Source organism: Janthinobacterium sp. C22, assembly GCF_057919405.1.
On sequence record NZ_CP193659.1, the window covers coordinates 4,626,353 to 4,648,498 of the forward strand.

General features: G+C 61.1%; 18 protein-coding genes and 2 pseudogenes. 9 read left to right on the plus strand and 11 right to left on the minus strand.

Translation table 11 applies throughout. The features are described from left to right. The first annotated feature begins 33 nt into the window (after window positions 1-33). A pseudogene (locus tag ACRHIG_RS21615) lies at window positions 34-1,274 on the plus strand (voltage-gated chloride channel family protein). After that, entirely contained in the window at window positions 1,271-2,002 is a 732-nt protein-coding gene (locus ACRHIG_RS21620; protein ID WP_489627855.1) for a class I SAM-dependent methyltransferase, read from the plus strand. The pseudogene ACRHIG_RS21615 and the gene ACRHIG_RS21620 overlap by 4 nt, the downstream one beginning before the upstream one ends. On the opposite strand, the gene ACRHIG_RS21625 is transcribed toward ACRHIG_RS21620, so the two are convergent. From ACRHIG_RS21625 to ACRHIG_RS21655, 7 genes and pseudogenes are all read right to left on the minus strand, one after another. Then, the gene (locus ACRHIG_RS21625; RefSeq protein WP_489627856.1) at window positions 1,999-2,493 is read right to left on the minus strand and encodes an ADP-ribosylglycohydrolase family protein; all 495 of its coding nucleotides are present in this window, start codon (window positions 2,491-2,493) and stop codon (window positions 1,999-2,001) included. The genes ACRHIG_RS21620 and ACRHIG_RS21625 overlap by 4 nt on opposite strands. 56 nt (window positions 2,494-2,549) lie before the next feature. Then, window positions 2,550-3,498: pseudogene (locus tag ACRHIG_RS21630) on the minus strand (cupin-like domain-containing protein). A gap of 53 nt (window positions 3,499-3,551) precedes the next feature. Then, window positions 3,552-4,139, minus strand: coding sequence for a chemotaxis protein CheB (locus ACRHIG_RS21635; RefSeq protein ID WP_489627857.1), 588 nt, complete (start codon window positions 4,137-4,139; stop codon window positions 3,552-3,554). A 231-nt stretch (window positions 4,140-4,370) separates the two neighbouring features. Then, entirely contained in the window at window positions 4,371-5,114 is a 744-nt protein-coding gene (locus tag ACRHIG_RS21640) for a DNA-binding protein (protein WP_489627858.1), read from the minus strand. A gap of 141 nt (window positions 5,115-5,255) precedes the next feature. Beyond that, entirely contained in the window at window positions 5,256-5,873 is a 618-nt protein-coding gene (locus ACRHIG_RS21645; RefSeq protein WP_489627859.1) for an LON peptidase substrate-binding domain-containing protein, read from the minus strand. A gap of 66 nt (window positions 5,874-5,939) precedes the next feature. Beyond that, window positions 5,940-7,178, minus strand: coding sequence for a DEAD/DEAH box helicase (locus ACRHIG_RS21650; protein WP_475414277.1), 1,239 nt, complete (start codon window positions 7,176-7,178; stop codon window positions 5,940-5,942). Between the two features lie 119 nt (window positions 7,179-7,297). Further along, window positions 7,298-9,526, minus strand: coding sequence for a TonB-dependent receptor plug domain-containing protein (locus tag ACRHIG_RS21655; RefSeq protein WP_489627860.1), 2,229 nt, complete (start codon window positions 9,524-9,526; stop codon window positions 7,298-7,300). A gap of 238 nt (window positions 9,527-9,764) precedes the next feature. On the opposite strand from ACRHIG_RS21655, the gene asd reads away from it, so the two are divergent. Beyond that, entirely contained in the window at window positions 9,765-10,613 is an 849-nt protein-coding gene (gene asd, locus ACRHIG_RS21660; RefSeq protein WP_475414279.1) for an archaetidylserine decarboxylase, read from the plus strand. Between the two features lie 15 nt (window positions 10,614-10,628). On the opposite strand, the gene ACRHIG_RS21665 is transcribed toward asd, so the two are convergent. Continuing rightward, complete coding sequence (locus tag ACRHIG_RS21665; RefSeq protein WP_070221552.1) at window positions 10,629-11,534, minus strand: LysR family transcriptional regulator; 906 nt, start codon at window positions 11,532-11,534, stop codon at window positions 10,629-10,631. Between the two features lie 125 nt (window positions 11,535-11,659). Here ACRHIG_RS21665 and ACRHIG_RS21670 point away from each other — a divergent pair, with 125 nt between their 5' ends. The 6 genes from ACRHIG_RS21670 (at window position 11,660) to ACRHIG_RS21695 (ending at window position 18,251) form a co-directional block, all read left to right on the plus strand. Continuing rightward, the gene (locus ACRHIG_RS21670) at window positions 11,660-12,259 is read left to right on the plus strand and encodes an FMN-dependent NADH-azoreductase (protein ID WP_475414280.1); all 600 of its coding nucleotides are present in this window, start codon (window positions 11,660-11,662) and stop codon (window positions 12,257-12,259) included. 57 nt (window positions 12,260-12,316) lie between these two features. Then, a complete protein-coding gene (locus tag ACRHIG_RS21675) occupies window positions 12,317-13,192 on the plus strand; it encodes a pirin family protein (protein WP_489627861.1) in 876 nt (291 codons plus the stop codon). A 116-nt stretch (window positions 13,193-13,308) separates the two neighbouring features. Further along, window positions 13,309-14,271 (plus strand): cation diffusion facilitator family transporter, encoded by a 963-nt coding sequence (locus tag ACRHIG_RS21680; RefSeq protein WP_489627862.1) that lies wholly within the window; start codon window positions 13,309-13,311, stop codon window positions 14,269-14,271. Window positions 14,272-14,293: 22 nt separating this feature from the next. Beyond that, on the plus strand, window positions 14,294-16,258 hold the full coding sequence (locus ACRHIG_RS21685) for an NACHT domain-containing protein (protein WP_489627863.1): 1,965 nt from the start codon (window positions 14,294-14,296) through the stop codon (window positions 16,256-16,258). 332 nt (window positions 16,259-16,590) lie between these two features. Then, window positions 16,591-17,361, plus strand: a complete 771-nt coding sequence (locus ACRHIG_RS21690; protein WP_489627864.1) for a hypothetical protein — start codon at window positions 16,591-16,593, stop codon at window positions 17,359-17,361. Continuing rightward, the gene (locus tag ACRHIG_RS21695; RefSeq protein ID WP_489627865.1) at window positions 17,343-18,251 is read left to right on the plus strand and encodes a hypothetical protein; all 909 of its coding nucleotides are present in this window, start codon (window positions 17,343-17,345) and stop codon (window positions 18,249-18,251) included. The genes ACRHIG_RS21690 and ACRHIG_RS21695 overlap by 19 nt, the downstream gene beginning before the upstream one ends. A 136-nt stretch (window positions 18,252-18,387) precedes the next feature. On the opposite strand, the gene ACRHIG_RS21700 is transcribed toward ACRHIG_RS21695, so the two are convergent. Genes ACRHIG_RS21700 through ACRHIG_RS21710 form a run of 3 tightly spaced genes read right to left on the minus strand, consistent with a single transcriptional unit; the run spans window position 18,388 to window position 21,966 of the window. After that, window positions 18,388-20,640, minus strand: coding sequence for a RelA/SpoT family protein (locus tag ACRHIG_RS21700; RefSeq protein WP_489627866.1), 2,253 nt, complete (start codon window positions 20,638-20,640; stop codon window positions 18,388-18,390). A gap of 39 nt (window positions 20,641-20,679) precedes the next feature. Further along, window positions 20,680-21,030, minus strand: coding sequence for a RidA family protein (locus tag ACRHIG_RS21705; RefSeq protein ID WP_475414283.1), 351 nt, complete (start codon window positions 21,028-21,030; stop codon window positions 20,680-20,682). 54 nt (window positions 21,031-21,084) lie between these two features. Next, entirely contained in the window at window positions 21,085-21,966 is an 882-nt protein-coding gene (locus ACRHIG_RS21710) for an alpha/beta fold hydrolase (protein ID WP_489627867.1), read from the minus strand. Window positions 21,967-22,146: the final 180 nt, after the last annotated feature.

A 22,146-nucleotide genomic window follows, 5' to 3' on the forward strand; every position in this document is an offset into this window, starting at 1 on the left:
AACACCCACCCATCACCCATGACTGGATGACCGATGCACCGCCTGAGCGCCCTCGCCGATCTGCTGCAGCATCTGTTGAAATGGCTGCTGCTGGCCTTTGTCGTGGCCGTCCTGGCCGGGTCGGCCTCGGCCGGCTTCCTGTTCGCCCTCGACTGGGCCACGCGTACGCGCCTGGCGCACACCTGGCTGATCTGGCTGCTGCCCATGGCGGGCTTTGCCGTCGGCTGGCTGTATCTGCGCTACGGCAGCAGTGTCGAGGGCGGTGCGAATCTGCTCATCGATGAAATCCACGATCCGAAAAAATCATCCCGCTGCGCATGGCGCCGCTGGTGCTGGGCGGCACCGTCATCTCGCATCTGTTCGGCGCCTCCGTCGGGCGCGAAGGCACGGCCGTGCAGATGGGCGGCGCGCTGGCCGACCAGCTCACGCGCATGTTTCGTCTGAACAATGAAGACCGCCGCATCATCCTGATGGCCGGCATCAGCGCCGGCTTTGCCTCCGTCTTCGGCACGCCGCTGGCGGGCGCCATCTTCGGCCTGGAAGTGCTGGCCATCGGCCGCCTGCGCTACGAAGCCATGCTGCCCTGCCTGGCTGCCGCCGTCATCGCCGACCAGGTGGGCTTGCTGTGGGGCGTCCAGCATACGCATTACGCCGTACCGCTGATTCCCGCCCTTTCAACCTGGACCTTGTGCGCCATGGTCATCGCGGGCGTGCTGTTCGGCATCACGGGCAAAGTATTCGCGCAAGCCACGCACGGCTTGAGCGGCTGGATGAAGCGCAAGATTGCCTATGCCCCGCTGCGCCCGCTGGCGGGCGGCGTCGCCGTCGCCGTCGCCGTGTGGCTACTGGGCACCGACAATTATATCGGCCTGGGCATCCCCACCATCGTCGACGCGCTCAAGGAACCGCTGCCCGCCTGGGATTTCCTCGGCAAGATGGCATTTACCATCGTCTCGCTGGGCACGGGATTCAAGGGCGGGGAAGTGACGCCATTGTTCTTCATCGGCGCCACCCTGGGCAATGCGCTGGGGCCGCTGCTGCACCAGCCCGTCACTCTGCTGGCCGCCATCGGCTTTGTCGCCGTCTTCGCGGGCGCCGCCAACACGCCGATCGCCTCGACCCTGATGGCCATGGAACTGTTCGGCGCCGAGATCGGCGTGTACGCGGCCATCGCCTGCGTCGTGGCCTACCTGTTTTCCGGCCACGCGGGCATTTACCGGGCGCAGCGGGGCGGCCATGCCAAACGCAGCGCCCGCAAGGAGCTTGAACCATGACCCAGAATATCTACGACAACGACGCCTTCTTCACGGCCTACAGCCAGCTGCCCCGCTCCATCGGCGGCCTCGGCAGCGCGCCCGAATGGCCGGCCATGCGCGCCCTGCTGCCCCAGTTGCAGGGAAAAAGCGTGCTCGACCTGGGCTGCGGCTATGGCTGGTTCTGCCGCTGGGCGGCAGAACAGGGCGCGGCGCGGGTGCTGGGCGTGGACGTGTCGGAAAAGATGCTGGCGCAGGCGAATGCCATGGGGACGCACGCGGCCGTCAGCTATGCGCGGCTGGACCTGGAACAACTGGCCTTGCCGCCCGCCGGCTACGACCTGATCTACAGCTCGCTGGCCTTGCACTACATCGCGGATTTCGCCACCTTGCTGGCCGCCATCCGCCACGGCTTGAAGCCCGGAGGCAAGCTGGTGTTTTCCATCGAGCACCCGATCTTCATGGCGCCGCGCCAGCCGGGCTGGCTGACGGATGGGCAAGGCCGAAAATGCTGGCCCGTCGACAGCTACCAGCAGCAGGGCCCGCGCGTGTCGGACTGGCTGGCGCCCGGCGTCATCAAACAGCACCGCACCCTGGGCACGACAATCAATGCACTGCTGCAAGCGGGTTTCCAGCTGGAGCATGTGGAAGAATGGGGGCCGAGCGACGAGCAGGTGGCGCAGCAGCCGGCCCTGGCGGAAGAGCGGGAACGGCCGATGCTGCTGCTGGTGGGCTGCAGCCTGCGCTAGTCCCGGGCCCGCTCGAACAATTTGCCCGCCAGTTCCTCGATATCGCCGCGCATGGCCAACGCTTCCAGCCATAGCGGCGGAATCGCCTGCGCGCCATAATACGCGCCGGCAAGCTGGCCGACGATGGCGCCGGTCGTATCGGCATCCTCCCCAAGTTGACTGCGCGCAATACCGCCGCTTCCAGCGATTCCACGCAATAGCCGCTGCCGCGTATCTGCTGCTCCGTCTTGGCGAGGAAACTGCCGCTGGCCAGCTCCACCAGCTTCGGTTCCGCAGGCCGGAACGCGATACGGTCCATCAGCGCGTCTTTCGCCGTGCCCGCCAGCGCGCCGCACAGCAAGGCGGCAAGCAGCTGGCAGCTTTCGACGGCTTCCGCCGCCGCGTGGATGGTGCGCGAACTGTTGGCAGCGCAGGCCCTGTTGTGTAAGGTTGGCTTGTGCAAAGTAGACACCATCATGGTTTTCCCTGGATTCCTGGCTGGCCACATTCATCCGGTTTCCACTGCCAGCACGGTGCGCCTGCCAGCACTGGCCATCGCGCCATAAGATCAGGCCTCGGTACGCCGCAGCGCCGCCCCGCCATGCAGGGCCAGCGGCATGGCCCTGGCCCAGCGGTTCGAGGACAGCGAAAACGTCAGTGCGCGCACCTGGTGATACCAGCCAGCGGGCACGTACAGCATGTCGCCCGGCTCGACGAGGCATTCGATCATGGCAGCCTGGCGCGCCAGGGGAAACGCTGGAAATCGGGCGCTTCCGGGTCGAAGGGCGAACCGAACAGGATGGCGTTCGCTTCGCTGGGATACAGGAAGGCATCGTGGTGCGGCGGCGACAGGAAGATACGCTTGCGTCCCCACACTTGCGCGAAGATATTGTCGTCGTAATCGCAATGCAGGGGCGTCACCGTGCCGGCCGGCCCCACCCAGAAGCGCGGCGGGCCCATCTTGTCGAAATACGTGGGCCAGTGGCACAGCCGGTTCAGTTCGCGCAATTCCAGGTTGCCCAGATACGGCGGCAACGCGTGCCCCCTTCTTCCACCAGGTCCAGATATTGCCCCATCGACATGTCCTGCATGGCGCGGTCGGCCGCGAACGCCGTGTTGATGTAGTCGCCCACCCGCGCACGCACGGGCACGTGGCTGAACTGCTCGCGCAAGACCTCTGGCCCCAATGCCGACAAGGGCCAGCGCCGCACCAGCCCGCGCATCAGGAAGGGCAAGCCCAGCGCGGCGCGCGCGCGGAAGGCGCCGGCATCCAGCATGGGCAGGCGCGGCACCTCGGCGATGGAGGGCAAACCGCGCGCCGCGCGCTTGATGGCCTCGCGCATGGCGTCGATGGACGTGACGCCACGCACCTGCGCATCCTTGTCTTCGCGCGCCTGCTTGCGCGCCAGGGCCGCTTCGGGCGAACTGAATTCTGCTGGCGGCCGGGGCGGCAGCGCGCGCGGTGCCGTGGAGGGCGGCAGACGCCCGGGGGCCGGTGAATTTTTCTCTACTGACATAAACCTTCTTTGCTATCGATGCCTTGCGCGGCAGGGGCCGGGCGTGCGCTATTTTAAGCGAATGCGGCCCGGCCGGTGCCGGCCAGCGCCAGCAGGACGGGAGCGATGCCGGCGGCGGGCAAACGCCAGTCCACGTCCACATGGGCCAGCGCGCTGTACGGCATCGATGGCGCTTGCGCCTCCCGTGGCTCCTGCACCAGCGCCTTGCCGCCACAGGCCTTGATGGCCCGCAAGCCCGCCGTGCCGTCGTCGAGGTAGCCGCTGAGGATCACGCCCACCACCGCCGGGCCGAAAGCGGCGGCCGCGCTGCGAAACAGCGGGTCGATGGCGGGACGCGTGTGATGTTCCATGGGACCCCGGGTCAGCTCGACCGTCGCCCGGCCAGCCAGCCTGGCGACGAGCATATGCCGGTCCGGCGGCGCCAGCAGGATGCAGCCGGCGCGCAAGGGTTCGCCCGTTACGGCAAAGCGCACGGGCAAGGCGGAGTTCTTGCCGAGGATGGCGGGCAGCACGCTCTTGCGCGCCCCCACGTGCATGACGGCCAGAATCGCCGCAGGGAAACTCGCCGGCAAGGCGGCAAAGATGGTGGACAGCGCATCCACGCCGCCCACGGAAGCACCGATGACGATCAGCGTTACCATGCCAAGCCTTTACGCCCACATCCAGCATGGATTCTGCGGCGCCTTGCATCACGATTCCGTGCGCCGTCTAACCCAGTATGTCACATCAGACACGCCCCCCACGACGCATCGACGCCTGGCAAAAGCGTCGCGAGCGGAAGGGAGAGGTGGCCGAGAAGCGCAACCGCACTGAAGTGCGGTGAGCATCGCAGGCTACCTATACCGACGCGCAGCAGCTTAGGCCAGGCGTCCTCAGACAGGGGTCTTGAAGATGGGATCGACGATAAACTGCTGCGCCTTGATGCGCAAGGTACGCTCCTCGTCCAGCTCGGCGCGCGTTTCGCCCAGCTCTTCGCGTTCCGCTTCCAGTTCCAGGCGCACGGCCGCCAGTTCCGTTTCCACGCGCGTCAGGCTTTCCAGCTTCAGCTGGGCCTGGATCAGTTCCGCGCGCGCCGCTTCGGCGGCCTCCTCCAGGCGGGGGATACCTTCGAGCTTGAATTGCGCCTTGGCCAGGTCCATGCGCGCCTGTTCGGCCGCCTCTTCCAGGCGCGGCAAGCCTTCCAGGCGCAGTTGCGCCTTGGCCAGGTCCGTGCGGGCCTGGTTCGCCACTTGCCGCTCGCGTTCGAGTTCCTCGCGCAAGGTTTCCAGTTCGCCCGCCTGCATGTCGAGCAACTCTTGCTGGCGCTCGTTTTCGCTGGCCAGGTCCATCAATTCCTGTTGATTGTCGTTCATCTCGGCTTCATGCGCGCTGTGGCTGGCGCTTAATTCCTGTCCTACATAATCGAGGATGGCTTGCTGCAGCACGGGCGACAGTTCGGCGGCGGCAGCGATCTGGCGCTGCGCACCCGCCTTGCGGCGCTGCAATAGCTTGCTGATGGTACCCAGGCAGGCGCCGTTGCCCAGCCGTTCGCGCAAGGCGCGCACCGTGATGGCCTGGCCTTCGCCCGCCATCGCTTCCATTGCCGCATTGATCTGTTCCGCGCTTACTTTTGCCATGTCGTCTGCTCTTGAATGTTGCCCAGGGCAATCTTGCCCAGGGGCATTATCTTATGTCAGCGGAGGCAAAGCGTAAAGTATTTCTCAATAGTAATTGCAATTGCACAACGGAAGCGCGAGAAAACATGCGGCCTGGCGTGTCTACTCTTCCAGCAAGCCGTTTTCCGTGAGCATATCCTGTACCAGTTCCAGGCGCAGCACGGGATTGTCCTGGCTCAGCAGGAGCTGTTTCTGCATGGCGCTCAGGGACAGCAGCTCGCACCAGCGGTTCGCCACCCAGCCGCACTCGTCGAGGCGGTACGGCGGCTGCAGGGGCATCTGTTCCGGCGGAATCTTTTGTTCCTGCAAGGTGCGGATCAGGGCGCCCAGCGCGTCGGCCACGTTCTGCTGCTCCTGGGGGATGGGGATGGTTTTGTCGGGCGGCAAGGTTTCAATCTGCGCCATCCACAAGCCGTGCTTCAGCTGTTCGCTGGAGACGATGTGGAAGCGCTGCATGCCCATGCATTTGATTTGCAGCAAGCCCGACAAGGGCGCGGCCCAGTCGATAACGCGCGCCAGCGTGCCCACGGGCGCCAGGGTTTCCAGCTGGCCCGGCTTGCGCACTTCCGCGCCGTCCAGCAACTGCACCACGCCGAACGGCTGCTCGCCCATGATGCACTGACGTATCATGTCCAGGTAGCGTACCTCGAAGATCTGCAGGGGCAGATAGCCGTCGGGATACAGCACCGTATTGAGCGGGAACAAAGGTATCGAGGTCATGGCGCATGATGGCACGAATGCGATATCCGTGCTGCGCGCCTTGCCCTGCCCGGCCAACTGCGCCGATTATTTGTAGAAGCGCCTTTTCTTGGCCCGCTCCGCCGCCTTCGGCGCCAGCACTTTCACGATCTTTTTCTGGATGGTGCCGCCGGCGGACGTGCCCGGCACGCGGTGTTCCGCCTCGAAACCGGGTTCCTCGTTGCGTTTGAGGGTTTGCCGCGTCAGCGCTTCCACGGCCGACAGCAATTCGACTTCGTCGGCGCAGACGAGGGAAATGGCTTCGCCCGAGGCGCCCGCGCGGCCCGTGCGGCCGATGCGGTGGATATAGTCTTCCGCCACGGTGGGCAAGTCGAAATTGACGACGACGGGCAACTGGTCGATATCGAGGCCACGGGCGGCCACGTCGGTAGCCACCAGCACTTGCACCTCGGCAGATTTGAAACGGGCCAGCGCGCGCAGGCGGTTCGGCTGGGTCTTGTCGCCGTGGATGGAATCGGCGCGCACGCCCTGCTCCAGCAAGGTGTTCACCAGCAGCTCGACGCCCTTGCGCGTCTTGACGAAGACGAGGACCTGGCCCCAGCGCTTTTTCTTCAGCAAGTGCAAGAACAGTTCCGGCTTGCGTTTCTTGTCGCACACGATCACCGACTGCTTCACGGCCTTCACCGTGCTGTTGCGCGCGCTGACTTCCACCGAAATCGGGTCTTTCAGCATGGTCTTCGCCATGGCGCGGATGGCGTCCGAGAACGTGGCAGAGAACAGCAGGGTCTGGCGCTGCTTGGGCATCGTCATCAGCAATATATCGAGTTCGCGCTCGAAGCCGAGGTCCAGCATGCGGTCCGCCTCGTCCAGCACCAGCGTCTGCACTTGCTCGAACTTGACGGCGCCCTGCGTCTGCAAGTCCAGCAAACGGCCCGGCGTGGCCACCAGCACGTCGAGGCCCTTGCGCAGCTTGCTGATCTGTGGCTCGATGGGCACGCCGCCATAGGCGACAAAGCTGCGCAGCGGCAAGTTGCCGCCATAGCTGCGGAAGCTGGCATAGACTTGCTCGGCCAGCTCGCGCGTGGGCACCAGCACCAGCACGCGCACGCATTGGGGCGCCACCACGCCTTCCAGGGTCAGGCGCTGCAGCAGCGGCACGGCAAAGCCGGCCGTCTTGCCCGTGCCCGTCTGGGCGGCGGCCATCAGGTCGCGCCCGGCCAGCACGGCCGGGATTGCCTGTGCCTGCACGGGCGTGGGCTTGGCATAGCCGAGCTCATCGAGTTTGCGGGCCAGGGGATCGATCAGGCCGAGGGAGGAAAACGTCATGGGGAAAGCAATCTTGGCAAATGAAAAGGCGGCGCGCACGGGCTGGCCGCGCGCGCAATTGCCGAGATTATAGGCCAGCGGGGATGCCGGCCGGGGTTTTCAGCGCGAGAACATCGCCATCAGAACTTCATTTCCAGGGTCGCGCGCGCCTGCGGCGAGCTCGGCGAGATGCTGTTGCGCACGATCGTGCCGCTGGCATCTGTATAGATGGTGTCGCTTTCGAAGTCTTGCGCCAGCAGGTTCGACACGGCCAGGCGCAGCTGGTTCTTCGCATCGAATTTCCACAGCGCATAAATGTCGACGTCGCGCCGCGGCGACGTATAGGCGCTCTGGCGCTCGGTGATGCGCACGGGGCCGCCGTTGCGGAAGTTGAAGCTGCCGCCCGTCGTCAGCATGCCGTCCGGCGTCTTGTAGTCGATGCCGAAATTGCCGCTGACGGGCGTTTGCTGGTCGAGCCGGTTATTCGGCCCCGGCACCTGCTCCACCTGCGACCAGTTGCGGCTGACGCTGGCGCGCAGGTCGATGGCCGGCACGGGCGCGGCCAGCACGGCGCGCAGCGGGAACTTCGCTTCCAGTTCCAGTGTCTGCGTATTCGCGCGGCCATCGTTGACGGGCGTGGAGACCCAGCGATCATTGATGAACAGCAAGCCCTGGCGCGTATAGCCATCGATGCGGCGGGCCGAGGCGCGCGCACTGAGCAAGGCGCCTTCGGCCCAGTAGTGCTCATATGAGGCATCGATGCCCAGCGCCAGCTCCGGTTTCAGGTAGGGATTGCCTTCGCGGTCGGGGTCCGTCTGGCTGTTATTCGTCGAGGTATTGCGGCGCGGAATCAGGCTCGCCGTGGGCTGCGCCTTGTAGGTGCGCGTCAGGGCCAGGCGCACCTGGTCGCCCTTGGTATCGGGCAACTTCCACAGGGTTTGCAGCAGCGGGCTCCACACGCTGGTGCGCTGGTTCACTTCGTCGTAGGTATCGCCCGCGCTGCGCGTATCGATGCCTTCCCAGCGCACGCCCGCATACATCGACCAGCGCGGCGTGATTTCCCATTCATCCTGCACGTACAGGGCCAGGCGCTGGATGGTGGCGTCGAAACCCTCGTCGCTGTTGACGGGCGGGCGCGCGCCCAAGGCCGCCAGCGCCGCTTCGCGCTGGCGGCGCGTTTCCTCGCGCTCCGTGTAGGCGCCATCCCAGCCCATCGACAGAGCATGGCCGGGCAGCAAGGGCGAGGAGTACTTGCCGGTGGAACTGACGCCGTTTTCCGTCGCCTTCACGCCCACCTTGCGCTCGAGCGCCAGGCCGCTGCCGTCGATAAAGCCCTGCTGCAGGCTGTCGGACGTGTTGCGGGCGGCCGAGGCGCCGATCTTCAGTTCCAGTTTGGCGCCGCCGGCCAGCTTGTGCATCCACGTCAGGTCGCTGCGGCCGAAGGCATTGTGGTTGCTGGAGCTGCCCGTGTTGGTGTCGTAATCGGGGCGCAAGCCCAGTTCTGTTTCCGCGCGGCTGAAATTGCGGTGGTTCGAGCGCCCGCCGTTGAAAAAGAATTGCGCCGTCACGTTATCGCCGTTGGCCAGCACCCAGTTCAGGCGCGGCGACAGATTGATGCCTTCCGGACGACCGTCGCCCGTGCCATTCGTGCGGCGCAGCAAGTTTTGCCGGCCGTCAGGCGCGTAGCCCAGTTCCAGTCCGGGATTGTCGTAGTGGTAATCGTAGCGGAACAGCGAGCCGGCCAGCGAATACGAGAAATTGCCGTCGCGGTCGGACAATTGCAGGTTCACGCTGGGCGAGAAGCTCACGTCGCTGCCCTGCACGCCCAGCTTGAGTTCGCGCTGCGCCGTCTTGACCGCTTTTTTCAGCACCACGTTGATGGTGCCGGCAATCGACTGGGTGCTGTATTCGGCGCTGGCCGCATGCAAAATCTCGATGCGTTCGATCACGTCGGGCGACAGGGTGTCGAGCGAAAAGCCGGCCGGCGCCCGCTCGCCGTTGAGCAATATCTGCGTGTAGCCGCTGCCCAGGCCCCGCATGCGGATTTCGCCGCCCGAACGCCCGGCCGCGCCGGACACGGTAATGCCGGGCAAGCGCTTGAGCACGTCGGTGACGTTCGTGTCGCCATACTTGAGGATTTCCTCGCTGCCCACGATCATCTTGCTGGCCGTATCGTCGCGGCGCGGATCGTAGCCGCTGCCCTTGACTTCGACCGTTTGCATGGCGGGCGCGGCGGTTTTATCGGCCTTCAGCGGCGCGGCGGCGGCACCGTCGGCGGCTGGCGTTTCGGATGGCTGGGCCTGGACATTCCAGGCGAGTAAAACGGCGGAACAAACAACGGTGAGGCGGAGGCAACGGCGTGGCATCATGACCTGGCTGAAAAAGTTGGCTGAATAAAAATGGCTAAAAACTAAAAAACCGGCCGCCATATTGTGCTGCAATTTTTTCCGAGCGACACAGTTTCCTGAAAATATTTCCTATGGCAAATTAAATTCGGTGGCAGACTGCGATACGCACCCTTGCATACGGCACATATCATTGCCTGCCACATCGCCGCTATAATGCGTTTTTCGCCGATTCCCATCACCCCGTCAAAGGCTTCCCATCGTGTCTGACCGTCTTGCCGTTTTGCCTCAATATCTGCTGCCCAAGGGAGCGTTGACCAACTTCGCCGGCCGCATCGCCGGTGCCAAGGGCGGCGCCATGACCACGCGGCTGATCCGCTGGTTCGTCGGCCGCTACAACGTCAACATGGATGAGGCGCTGGACCCGGACATCACGCACTACGCCAGCTTCAACGACTTTTTCACGCGCGCGCTGCGCCCTGATGCCCGCCCGCTGGCCAAGGCCGACTACGTCTGCCCCGTCGATGGCCGCATCAGCCAGTTCGGCACGATCGACAAGGACCAGATCTTCCAGGCCAAGGGCCACAACTTCAGCACCACGGCCCTGGTAGGCGGCGACGCGGCGCTGGCGGCCCAGTTCGAACACGGCAGCTTCGCCAACCTGTACCTGAGCCCGCGCGACTACCACCGCATCCACATGCCGTGCGACGGCCGTTTGACGCGCATGATTTATGTGCCCGGCGAATTATTCTCCGTCAACCCGACGACGGCGCGCGGCATTCCCGGCCTGTTCGCCCGCAACGAGCGCGTCGTCTGCGTATTCGACACGGCCAACGGCCCCTTCGTCATGACCCTGGTGGGCGCCACCATCGTCGGCAGCATGGCCACCGTCTGGCACGGCGTCGTCAACCCGCCCCGCACGGGCGAGATCCGCGACTGGAGCTATGCCAACGACAATGTGGTGCTGAAACAGGGCGAAGAGCTGGGCCGCTTCCTGCTCGGTTCCACCGTCGTGATGCTGTTCCCGAAAGACACCGTGCAATTCAACGCCAACTGGCAACCGGCCGGCCCCGTGCAGCTGGGCGAAGTCATGGGCAACGTGCCCAGGTAGATCCTCTGGACGCGCCTACACGGGCGCGTCGGTCCGGTACATTTCTTCCATCAAATCGAGAAACGCCCGCGTCTTGGCCGGCATCAAGCGCCGGCCGGGAAATACGGCCCAGCCCGTGACCAGCGGGAAACTCCACTCCGGCAGCACGCGCACCAGTTCCCCCGTCGCCACATAGGCCTTGGCGAAGCGGTCCGTGCTGGCCGCGATGCCCACGCCCGTGCAGGCCATGCGCACCAGCAATTCCGGCGAATTGGCCAGCAGGCGCACGGGCAAATCGCGCTCCCACGTCGTCTTGCCGCGAATCAAGGTCCAGTGCACGAGGCCATGCACGGCCCGTGGCAAGCTGAGCAGATCATGGCCATACAGATCGTCGGGATGCTCGGGCAAGCCGTGCACGCTCGTGTATTGCGGCGAGGCATACAGCGCCAGGGTACTGAAGGCCACGCGGCGCGCGGACAGGCTGGCGTCGTCGGGCAGGTTGCCCATGCGGATGGCCAGGTCGAAATTTTCCTCCAATAAATCCACGCGGCGCGCCGACAAGTCCAGTTCCAGCGAAATGGCCGGATAACGGCGCACGAACTCGGCCAGCACCTGGCGCATCAGCGCGTCGCCGAAGTCGGCCGGCATGGAAATGCGCAGCAAGCCGCTGGGCCCCGCCTGGCGGTGCTGCGCCAGCGCGCCGGCCGCCTCCGTTTCCTCGACCACCTTGCGCGCGTGCTCGAGCAAGCTGGCGCCAAATTCCGTCAGCGCCAGCTTGCGCGTGGTGCGCAGCAACAGCCGTTCGCCCAGCTTCGCTTCCAGCTGCGAGATGCGGCGCGACAGGGTCGACTTGGGCAAGTCCACGCGCACGGCGGCGCGCGAAAAACTGCCGCACTCGACGACGCGGGCGAACAGCAGCAAATCTCCGGGATCGATATCCATCGCTTACCTTTACAGTCAATTGTTCCATGAGTGGATTAATGTTATCCATTTTAACGGCTTCCGCATCAATTTTGGAATTGCTATAGTTCATCCATCGCAAGACACCTCACAACGGAGAAAACAAGATGAACATCCTGCAAATCAATTCCAGCGCCCGCAGCACCGGTTCCGCCTCGACCCGCCTGGCTGACGCCATCGTTGCCCGCGTGCAAGCCGCCAACCCCGGCGCTACCGTGGCGCGCCGCGACCTGGCTGCCCAACCGCACCCCGTGCTCGACGAGCCGACCCTGCAAGCGCTGTTCACGCCGGCCGACAAACGCACGCCGGAACAGGCAGCCCGCATCGCCCTGGACGACGCTTTGATTGCGCAAGTGCAAGCGGCTGACGTCATCGTCATCGGCGCGCCGATGTACAACTTCGGCATCACCGTGCAACTGAAAAGCTGGTTCGACGCGATTGCCCGCGCCAACGTCACCTTCAAGTACACGGAAAACGGCCCCGTGGGCCTCTTGGCCGGCAAGAAAGTCTACGTGGGACTGTCCCGCGGCGGCTTGCACCGCGACAGCGCCAACGATAGCCAGGTGCCTTACCTGAACACCATGTTCGGCTTCCTGGGCATGACCGACGTGCAGTACGTGTATTCGGAAGGCATGGGCATGGGCCCGGAAGCCGTCGCCAAGGCGCAAGCCCAGGCGGACGCCGAGATCAACGCCATTTTGGTGTAATTCCCAGCAGTGAATGGGGCGGCGCACTGGCGCCGTCCTGGCCTAGAGGAGAAAGCAATGAGCGACATCACCACCGTCAACAAGCCACGCGCCGTCGAGCGCGTGATCGCCGGCCAGGCCGTCATGGATGGCGCCGGCGTGAAGATCAACCGCGTGCTGACGCAGCAGTTGCAGCGCCGTCTCGACCCATTCTTGATGCTCGACAACTTTGCCAGCGACAAGCCGAACGACTATATCGCCGGTTTCCCCGAGCATCCGCACCGGGGTTTCGAGACGGTGTCGTACATGATCACGGGGCGCATGCGCCACAAGGACAGCGCTGGCCACGAAGGCTTGCTGAGCTCGGGCGGCGTGCAATGGATGACGGCCGGCAGCGGCGTGATCCACTCGGAAATGCCGGAGCAGGAAGAAGGCGTGATGGAAGGTTTTCAGCTGTGGCTGAACCTGCCCGCGCGCGACAAGATGCGCACGCCGTGGTACCGCGATTTCACGAGCAACGAAATCCCCCGCTACACGACGGACGCGGGCGTGGCCGTGCAAGTGATCGCAGGGACCAGCCATGGCGTGACGGGCGCCGTGCAGCGGGAGCTGACGGAACCGCTGTACCTCGATATCGACTTGCCTGCCGGCAGCAGTTTCGAGCAGCCCTTGCCACCAGGCCATAACGCCTTCCTGTACACCTTCCGCGGCGAAGTGCAGGTCGATGGCAAGGCCGTGCCCGCCCTGCGCATGGCCATCTTCGCCAATACGCCAGACAGCGACGGCGTGCGCATCGAAGCACCGGACGGCGGCCGCGTGATCCTCGTCGCCGGCCAGCCCTTGAACGAGCCCATCGCGCAGTATGGCCCGTTTGTCATGAATACCCAGGCGGAAGTATTCCAGGCCGTGCAGGACTTCCGCGAAGGCAAGTTTGGCGAGACGGCCGCGCAGTAAATGATGTATCTCAGCAAAAACCTGCAGTGCCTTTAGGCCTGCGGGTTTTTTGTCGTGCCGACTATGTTGTTGCTTTTCAATTACACTGACGGCAACCTCATTCAACAAAGCATTCCATGCAGCCGACGCACACCGAACACGACGCCACCCATTTGCACGCCCACCTGAAAGGCGACGCCAAGCACACCCACTCATTCGAGGGCCGCAGCCAGAGCATCCTCGCGTGGGCGCTGGGCCTGACCCTGTCGTTTGCCGGCATCGAGGTGGCGGCCGGCTTCCTGTCCAATTCGCTGGCGCTGATTTCCGACGCGGGCCACATGGTGACTGACGCGGCCGCGCTGGGCCTGGCCTTGCTGGCGCAGCTGATCGCGCGCCGCCCGCCGTCGCCGCGCCACTCGTTCGGCTTTGGCCGCGCCGAGGCGCTGGCCGCCTTCGTCAACGGCCTGGCCATGCTGTGCGTGGTGGGCTGGATCTGCTATGAAGCCGTGCTGCGCTTTTCCGCCCCGCAACCCGTCAAGGGCGGCATTGTCTTCGTCGTCGCCTTCATCGGCCTGGCGATCAACGTGGTGGTGGCGTGGGTGCTGTCGAAAGACAAGCAAAGCGTGAATACGCGGGCCGCCCTCGTGCACGTGATGGGTGACCTGCTCGGCTCGGTCGCCGCCATCGTCGCGGGCGCCGTGATTTACTTCACGGGCTGGATGCAGATCGACCCGCTGCTGTCCGTGCTGGTATCCCTGCTGATTCTGAAATCCACGTTTGGAGTATTGAAGGAGTCCTACCATTTCCTGATGGAAGGCGTGCCCATGCACATCGACTACGTCCAGGTGGGCGCGGACGTGGAACAAGTGGACGGCGTGATCGCCGTGCACGATCTGCATGTGTGGGACATGTCGCCGGGCCAGCCGGCCCTGATCGGCCACGTGGAAATCGAACACCTCGACCATTGGCCGAAGGTCTTGCGCGCGATCAAGAAAATGCTGCTGGCCAAGCATGGCATCGACCATATTACCCTGCAGCCGGAGACGGCGGCGATGGCGGGGCTGCATCAAGATGATCACAGCCATAGGAAGTTGACTTAAGGTCGCCAAGAAAGGCAGATGTTTGATGACGAATACCTCTCAGATTGAACACAAGGCAATCCTCAGAACACTTTGGTATCAAAAAGACGAGGCAAACACGGGCACACTTTCGCAAGCTGATCTTGTTCAGCGTACTGAACCAATGATCATCCTTGGCGAAGCTGGAATGGGGAAGTCCTATCTTCTTGAATGGCTGGCCACAAATTCAGCCTATGCACGCTGTACTGCTCGCCAACTCCTTAATCGTCATAATCCTCATACCCTTCTTGGCGATGCCAAAATTTTGTTAATTGACGCTTTAGATGAAGTGAGCACACAACAGGGTGGAGATGCAGTTGACCAAGTCCTTCAAAAGCTGGGAGAGCTTGGCTACCCGACTTTTGTATTGTCATGTCGTGTAGCGGATTGGCGTAGTGCTACTGGCCTGGCAGCTATTAACGAGCAATATGTAGAAAAACCACTTGAACTGCACCTTGAACCTTTCAATGATGATGATGCAGTCAATTTTCTTGGTTCTAGACTGGGAAACGATACAGCACAAAAAGTGATCGAGCATTTCAATGCGCGTAACCTGCAGGGCCTGCTCGGTAATCCACAAACACTAGAGCTAATAGTCAGAGTTGCTGATAAGGAAGATTTACCAGAGACGCGTAGTGAACTTTTCTCAAAAGCAATCGAAGTATTACGAGTTGAACATCAGGATAGCAAAGCGTCCTACCAACCCGCGGAGGAAGCCGGACTCAACGCTACTGGTGCAGCTTTTGCGGCATTAATCCTGACTGGTAGCGAAGCTTTGGTGCGGAAAGCAGCAGCGAACCTAAGCGAAGGAGAGCTACTACTTGCCGATATCTCTATTCTTCCGGGCACCAATGATATCCGGGCGATGCTATCAAGTAGACTATTCAAGGCGGACGGCGCAGACCGGTTCAGCTACTGGCATCGCCGGATCGGTGAATTCCTGGCTGCACATTGGCTGGCAAAGAACGCTAACACGCAACGCAAACGCAGACGTCTTCTTACTCTGTTTCACAGTCATGGTTTGGTACCTGCAAACCTTCGGGGACTTCATGCTTGGCTAGCGCGCGAACCCTCGCTTGCATTTCAAGTAATTGCGGCAGACCCTATGGGAGTCATCGAATATGGTGACGCCGATGACATCTCACTTGAACAAGCACGTGCCCTTATTAACGCCCTGCAACGCCTTGCTAGTGATAATCCTGATTTCCGCGACTGGGGTTCCTATTCGGTACGTGGGATCGTTCAATCAGAACTCCTCAGCGAGGTGCGCGAACTGATCACTCATCCTAAAACACCATTCGGTCTGCGTCTGCTTATACTTGAAGCGATGAAAGGAGCGAAGATTGCGTCTGATCTCACGAACGAACTACGTGCTCTCGTACTAGACGACAGCGCTTTTTTCGCAAATAGAAGCGCAGCAGCGGAGGCACTTGGGGGATTAGTAGTCGATGAAGATTGGGCAACTATCATACGAACTCTACACGCATATGGAAACGATCTCTCCGTTCGTCTAGCGATAGAAATAAGCGATGAAGTCGGCTATGCTCATTTAGATGACAGTTTGATTGTCGACCTAGTCATAAGCCATACACAGATCGACAATCGCACGATTGGTATCCTTCTACGTATGCAGCAACACTTACCGCTCTCACGTCTTGATGGAATTCTTGATCACCTTGCATCTGCAACGAAAGCACTAGGTAATCCACTCAATCCCCATACAATTTACGATATTGCCGATTTTGCCAATTATCTCATCGTAAGGCGCGTTAGCGCTGGCGGAGTATCGGCAGATAATCTCTGGTCGTGGCTAGATACATTTGATAGCTGGGTAGGGCATCAACTAACACATAAACAACAGTTAGATGAGCTTATTCGAAATGATGATTCTCTACGTCAATGCATCCAAAATCTCGTGCTGTTAGAAAAAGCAATGATGACTCTATCGAAAAAAGAGCATTTTCTCTGACCAGAAGAGCCCCAAGCCTTTTTCCGACATCTAGCGATGACGTTATTGCCTTGCTAAAAAACTCGATCCAGCCAACCGAAACGATCTGCGTTGGCGTGGAATCGTAAATCTTGCCATGTATATGGATGAGACTAGCGCCATAATCAAAGAGGCTGCACTGCCCTTCGCAGAACATAGGCCAGATTTGCAAGCTTGGATAAAAAACCCGAGTATCTCAATTAACTAAATTTCAGATCCACAACAAAAGACTAGAACTTCGACAATCGGCAAAGCACGCCAGAAAATACGCTGAACAACGTCAATATTTCACAGCTAAAATCGACCGTATTCGTTTGGGTGAAGGCGATATACTCATCCAACCAGCCAAAGCCTATCTCAACCTGTTCAGCGATCTCGACAAGTCGATCGCAGCTCATCAACGTATCGCGAATTGGCTCGGAGATGAAGTCGCTGATGCTGCGCGCAATGGTTTTGAGGTATTCCTAAAAAGAAACCCGCCATCTCCTACTGCCAAAGAAATTGCCGACTCACATGCACAAGGCCGGCATTGGGAATTGGCTTACGTCATAGTTGTAGCTCTTGCAGAACGCTTCCGGCAAGATATTAAGTTGGATGACCTTACTGATGAATGCTTAATGGCGGGATTTTTCGAATTACGCCGCAGCAAAACAGAAAAAGACGCAGGAATCGACGGTTTAGATGGAGCGCTGGAGGCAGCACTCCATAAACGTGGAGTATGGTGTGCCGCGATGCGACTGTATTATGAGCCTCAGTTTGTGGCGCGGCTCACCTATGTTGATGAACTCTATGCATTGATGCGGGATGAAAAAAATGCGATTGCCGCAGCCGATCTCGCAGACGATTGGTTGAGGCGCTTTCCAAAAATGCCGCACGCCCCCGAATTGGAACTGATTACCCGCCTCCTCCGCTCCGGAGATTTCGACAAATTACGTCACGCAAGAGAGCGATTTACAGAAATAAACGATGAAGAGCGCTGCCGTAACTGGTTTGCTACTGGCGTGCTAGTTGATTTCGAAAGAAATTTGACATGTCTTGAAAATTCCACGGTTGATCCAGAAGTGCTTTGGAATTTAAAAAACTGATCGGCGGGGCTTCTACTGATGGCGCCAATATCGCACTCAATTCCTCACAGTTAGAATGGATCATTAGAACCTTTCGTCCACTCTGGCCATTTGCCCATCGTCAGACTGGCGGCTTTGGTGGGAATAAAAATGCCTGGGATGCTAGCGATCAACTGACTTACCTTATTCGCCGCCTTGGTAATGATGCTAGCAGCGAAGCCAGTGCATCACTCCAACGTCTGAGAAATGCGCCGGATGATAGCTATACAGAAACAATCAAATCTATAGCCTCCGAGCAAGCACGAATCCGTGTCGAGGTTACCTATACAGCACCTACGCTTGACGCTATCAATGCAATCGTTCTCGATAGCGCACCTTCGAATGCCACCGATCTCCAATCCTTCATGATAGAAGAACTGTTAGTCGTGCAAGCAAAAATCAAGAGTGACGATGCAGAATCATGGCGGGGCTTCTATAACCACAACACCGCGTGCGATGAAGAGCGCTGCCGTGATCATCTGCTCGGGCTCCTGCGCCAAGGTTCAGAGGGAATAGTACTCGAACCAGAAACCCATATTGCCGCAGACAAAGAAGTCGACATCACCTGTTCGGTGGGATCGATACGTATCCCAATTGAAATTAAGGGGCAATGGCATCCCCAACTGTGGGTTGGCGCAGATGCTCAGCTTGATGCACTCTATACGCAAGATTGGCACGCAGATGGATGCGGTATTTATCTTGTGCTGTGGTTTGGAAAAGGACAGCCAGCAAACAAGACTCTCAAAAATCCAGGTAACCCCAGAGTCCCCCCTCAAAACCCTGAGGAGCTTCACCAGATGCTAACGGCCTCCAGCAGAGCCGCATCCGAAGGACGCGTCATAGTCTTTATACTTGATTTGACGCGTCCCTGAAAAGTTGCGGATTTACATGAATTGCCCCGCACTCAGTATGGGGCTCAAGTTCATCAATTTATTTATATTGGCCAATAAATCAGTCAATTTCCATGGCCGGATTCATTGGCAAATATTAATTGGGCTACGTCAAAGATTAACTGCGTCTTGCTTCCAGCACGCCACTCACATCCTTGATCACATTCAGCGCTTTTAATAACTGCGCCGTCGAGCTGATCTCGGCCGTAAACGTCATGCGGGCCTGGCCCTTGGCGCTTTGGGTGTTGACGCCGATCACGTTGATCTTTTCGCGCGAAAAGATTTCGGAGATGTCGCGCAGCAAGCCCTGGCGGTCGCCGGCCAGAATGAAGATGTCGACCGGATACACGGTATCGTGCCCGCCCGTGCTGCCCCATTCGGTAAAAATCACGCGCTCGGGCGACTTGGCGCGCATTTCCTCGAAGTTTTTACACGTGGCGCGGTGGATCGAGACGCCCTTGCCGCGCGTGACGAAACCGACGATGCTGTCCGGCGGCGCCGGCTTGCAGCACTTGGCCAGCACCGTCATCAAGCCTTCCGTACCGACCACCAGCACGCCGGACTTGGCGCCCTGCTCCACGCTGGAAGCGCGGCTCTTGCCCACCAGTACGGCGTCTTCCGGCACCACCACTTCGCCATTGTCGTGCAGCGCCTGCTCCACGTGGCGCAGGCTGAATTCATCCTTGCCCACCGACAGGAACAGCTCGTCGACCTTGGCAAAGCCCAGCTTTTGCGCCAGCGCCTCGAGGTTGACGGCCGTCTTGCCTTCGCGCTGCAGGGACTTTTCCACCAGCGCCCGGCCGTGGGCCAGGGTTTCCTGCATGTCGATGGCGTGGAACCAGGCGCGGATCTTCGAGCGCGTGCGCGTGCTGACGGCGTAGCCGGCGCTGAGCCAGTCGCGCGACGGCCCGGCCGTGCCCGGCGCGCCCTTGGCCGTGATGATTTCGCAGGTCTGGCCGTTCTTCAGCTGGGTATTCAGGGGCACCATGATGCCGTCGACCTTGGCGCCGCGGCAGCGGTGGCCCACGTCCGTGTGCAGGTGATAGGCAAAGTCGACGGGCGTGGCGCCCACGGGCAATTCCAGCACGCGCGCCTGCGGCGTCATGACGAAGATGCGGTCATCCAGGGTGGCGGATTTGAGCTTTTCCACCCATTCGCGCTGGATTTCTTCCTGGCCCACGACGGCATCGGCCACTTCCGTTTTCCACGCCAGCAACTGGCGCAGCCAGGCGATCTTTTCGTCGTATTTCTGCCCGGCAAAGTTCGAGCCGCCCTCTTCCTTGTAGCGCCAGTGCGCGGCCACGCCGTATTCGGCAAAGCTGTGCATTTCATTCGTGCGTATCTGCACTTCCAGCGGGCGGCCATCCTCGGCCGTCACCACCGTGTGCAGCGACTGATACCCATTCGGTTTCGGGCGCGAAATGTAATCGTCGAACTCTTTCGGGATGGGGGTCCAGATATTGTGGACCACGCCCAGCACCGTGTAGCAAGTTTTCACGTCGGCAACGATGACGCGGAAGGCGCGCACGTCGTACAGGGCCGTGAAATCGAGTTCCTTGCCGCGCATCTTGTTCCAGATGCTGTAAATGTGTTTCGGGCGGCCAAATACTTCCGCCTGGATACCGGCCGAAGCCAGTTCCGTCTGCAGGCGCAAAATCGCCGAGGACACGAAGCCCTCGCGCATCATGCGCTTTTCTTCCAGCATCTTGGCGATGCGTTTATACGCTTCCGGCTCGATGAAGCGGAACGATAAATCTTCCAGTTCCCACTTCAATTGCCAGATGCCGAGGCGGTTGGCCAGCGGCGCGTACAGATCCAGGGTTTCCTTGCCGTACTCGCGCGTCATTTCATTGAACAGCTTCAAGTCGGCAAAGTAGCGCAAGGTCGTCACGCAGGCGGCCAGGCGCACCAGCACGACACGCATGTCGGACGCCATTGCCAGCAACATCTTGCGCAAGGTTTCCACCTGGGCCACGGCTTGCTGCGCCGCATTCTTGCCGCGCCCGCCAGCGCCGCCGTGCTGCGCCTGGGTCAGCGCGCGCAGACGGATCAGCTGGCGCACGCCTGTTGCCAGGTCGCACACCTGCTTGCCGAAGCGCGGCTCGATGTCGGCCGCCGTGTCCGGTTCCAGCAAGGTCAGCTCGAACATCAGGCCCGCGATGCGCGTTTCCGCATCGCTGCGCAAAAACGCCAGGGTGGTGGCCACGCCGATGGCGAACTCCAGCGCGGAACGGCCGGCAAAGGTCTGCTTGTCGCCATATGCTTCGGTGGCATACGCGAGCGCATCCAGCACGCGCGCGCTGTCCGGCGCACTCAAGCCCTCTACCAGTTGTTCCGAGGTGGCGCTATTCGGGGCCGAGATGGAAACCATGTGATACCTTTAAACTTAACAACTCAATAACTGAATGACTTAGCGCTCTGCAGCGATGATGACGATTTCTACCAAGCAAGCCGGATTGGCCAGTTTCGCTTCCACCGTGGCGCGCGGCGGCGTGTGGCTTGATGCGACCCAGTCGTCCCACACTTCATTCATGCCGTCGAAATCCTTCATGTCGGCGATATAGATCTGGCACGACAGGATGCACGTCTTGTCGCTGCCCGCTTCCATCAGCAGACGGTCGACGTGGCCCAGCACTTCGCGCGTCTGGCCGACGATGCCTTGCGTGGTGTCTTCCGCGATCTGGCCCGCCAGGTAGATGGTGCTGTTGTGTATCGCTACTTCGGAGAGGCGTTTGCCTACGTGCAGTCGTGTAATTTCCATGCTTCTTCTTTCGGTTGTTTCAAAATCGGTACAGCGGTATCGCTTGATATCTGATTACTTGCCTAGCAAAAACTTGCGGGCGATGGCGATCTGGTCGTCGTGCACGAAAGTGGGCGCATGGCCCACGCCAGCGATCTCGACCAGCTGCGCCTTCGGGCCGCGGCCCAGCATGATCTGCGCCGTATCGTGCGACAGCAGATCGGATTCCGACCCGCGCACCAGCAAGGTGGGGCAGCGCACGGCATCATACGCGGCCCACAGCATGGCTTCGTCGCTGGCCGCCGATTCCGGCGTTGCCGAGCGGAACGGCATGGCCAGTCCCATATCATAGTGGCGGCGCCAATGGCCATCCTTGTCTTGCCGCAACACATCCACCGCCAGTTTATGCCATTCCGCGTCCGTGTGCGGGCCGAAGCTGGCGGACACGTCGCGCACAAACTTGGCGCCCTGCTCGAAGGTCTCGAAACGCAAGTCCTGGCCGATGTAGTCGCCGATGCGCTGCAAGGCTTCCGGCGCCAGGGTCGGGCCGATATCGTTCAGGACCAGCTTGCTGATCGGGCTGTCCGGCAGCGAAGCCAGGCCCAGGCCGATCAAGCCGCCCATCGAGGTGCCGAACCAGTCCACCGTCTGGCGCTCGCCATTGGCCAGCACGCGCGCCAGCAGGGTCACCATGTCGCTTACGTATTGCGGCACGCGGTAGAACTGGGGATTGGCCAGCCAGCCCGAGCGCCCGCGCCCCACCACGTCGGGGCAGATCACGCGGTAATCGCTGGCCATGGCGCGCGCCAGGTTGTCGAAGTCGTCCGCCACGCGCGTCACGCCGTGGGCGCAGACGAGCACGTTCGGATTGTCGGGTGCGCCCCACTCCTTGTACGACATGGTATGCAAGCCCGCGGGGGAGATGCATTGCACTGACTTGATGCTCGCTTCGATCATGCCGATTCCTTATTTGATATAAAAAGAGCACCGCTTCCTGCCTTCTGCCGGGTCTCCCGCGCGCGACGCTACGGCAGTGTAGCGCAGCGCGGGCAATGCTCCAAGCGCGCGCCTGAAATGCTGCGCCGCAGCACGCTGGCCATGGCGCAATACCCGATATAGCGAAACTGCATATCTGCG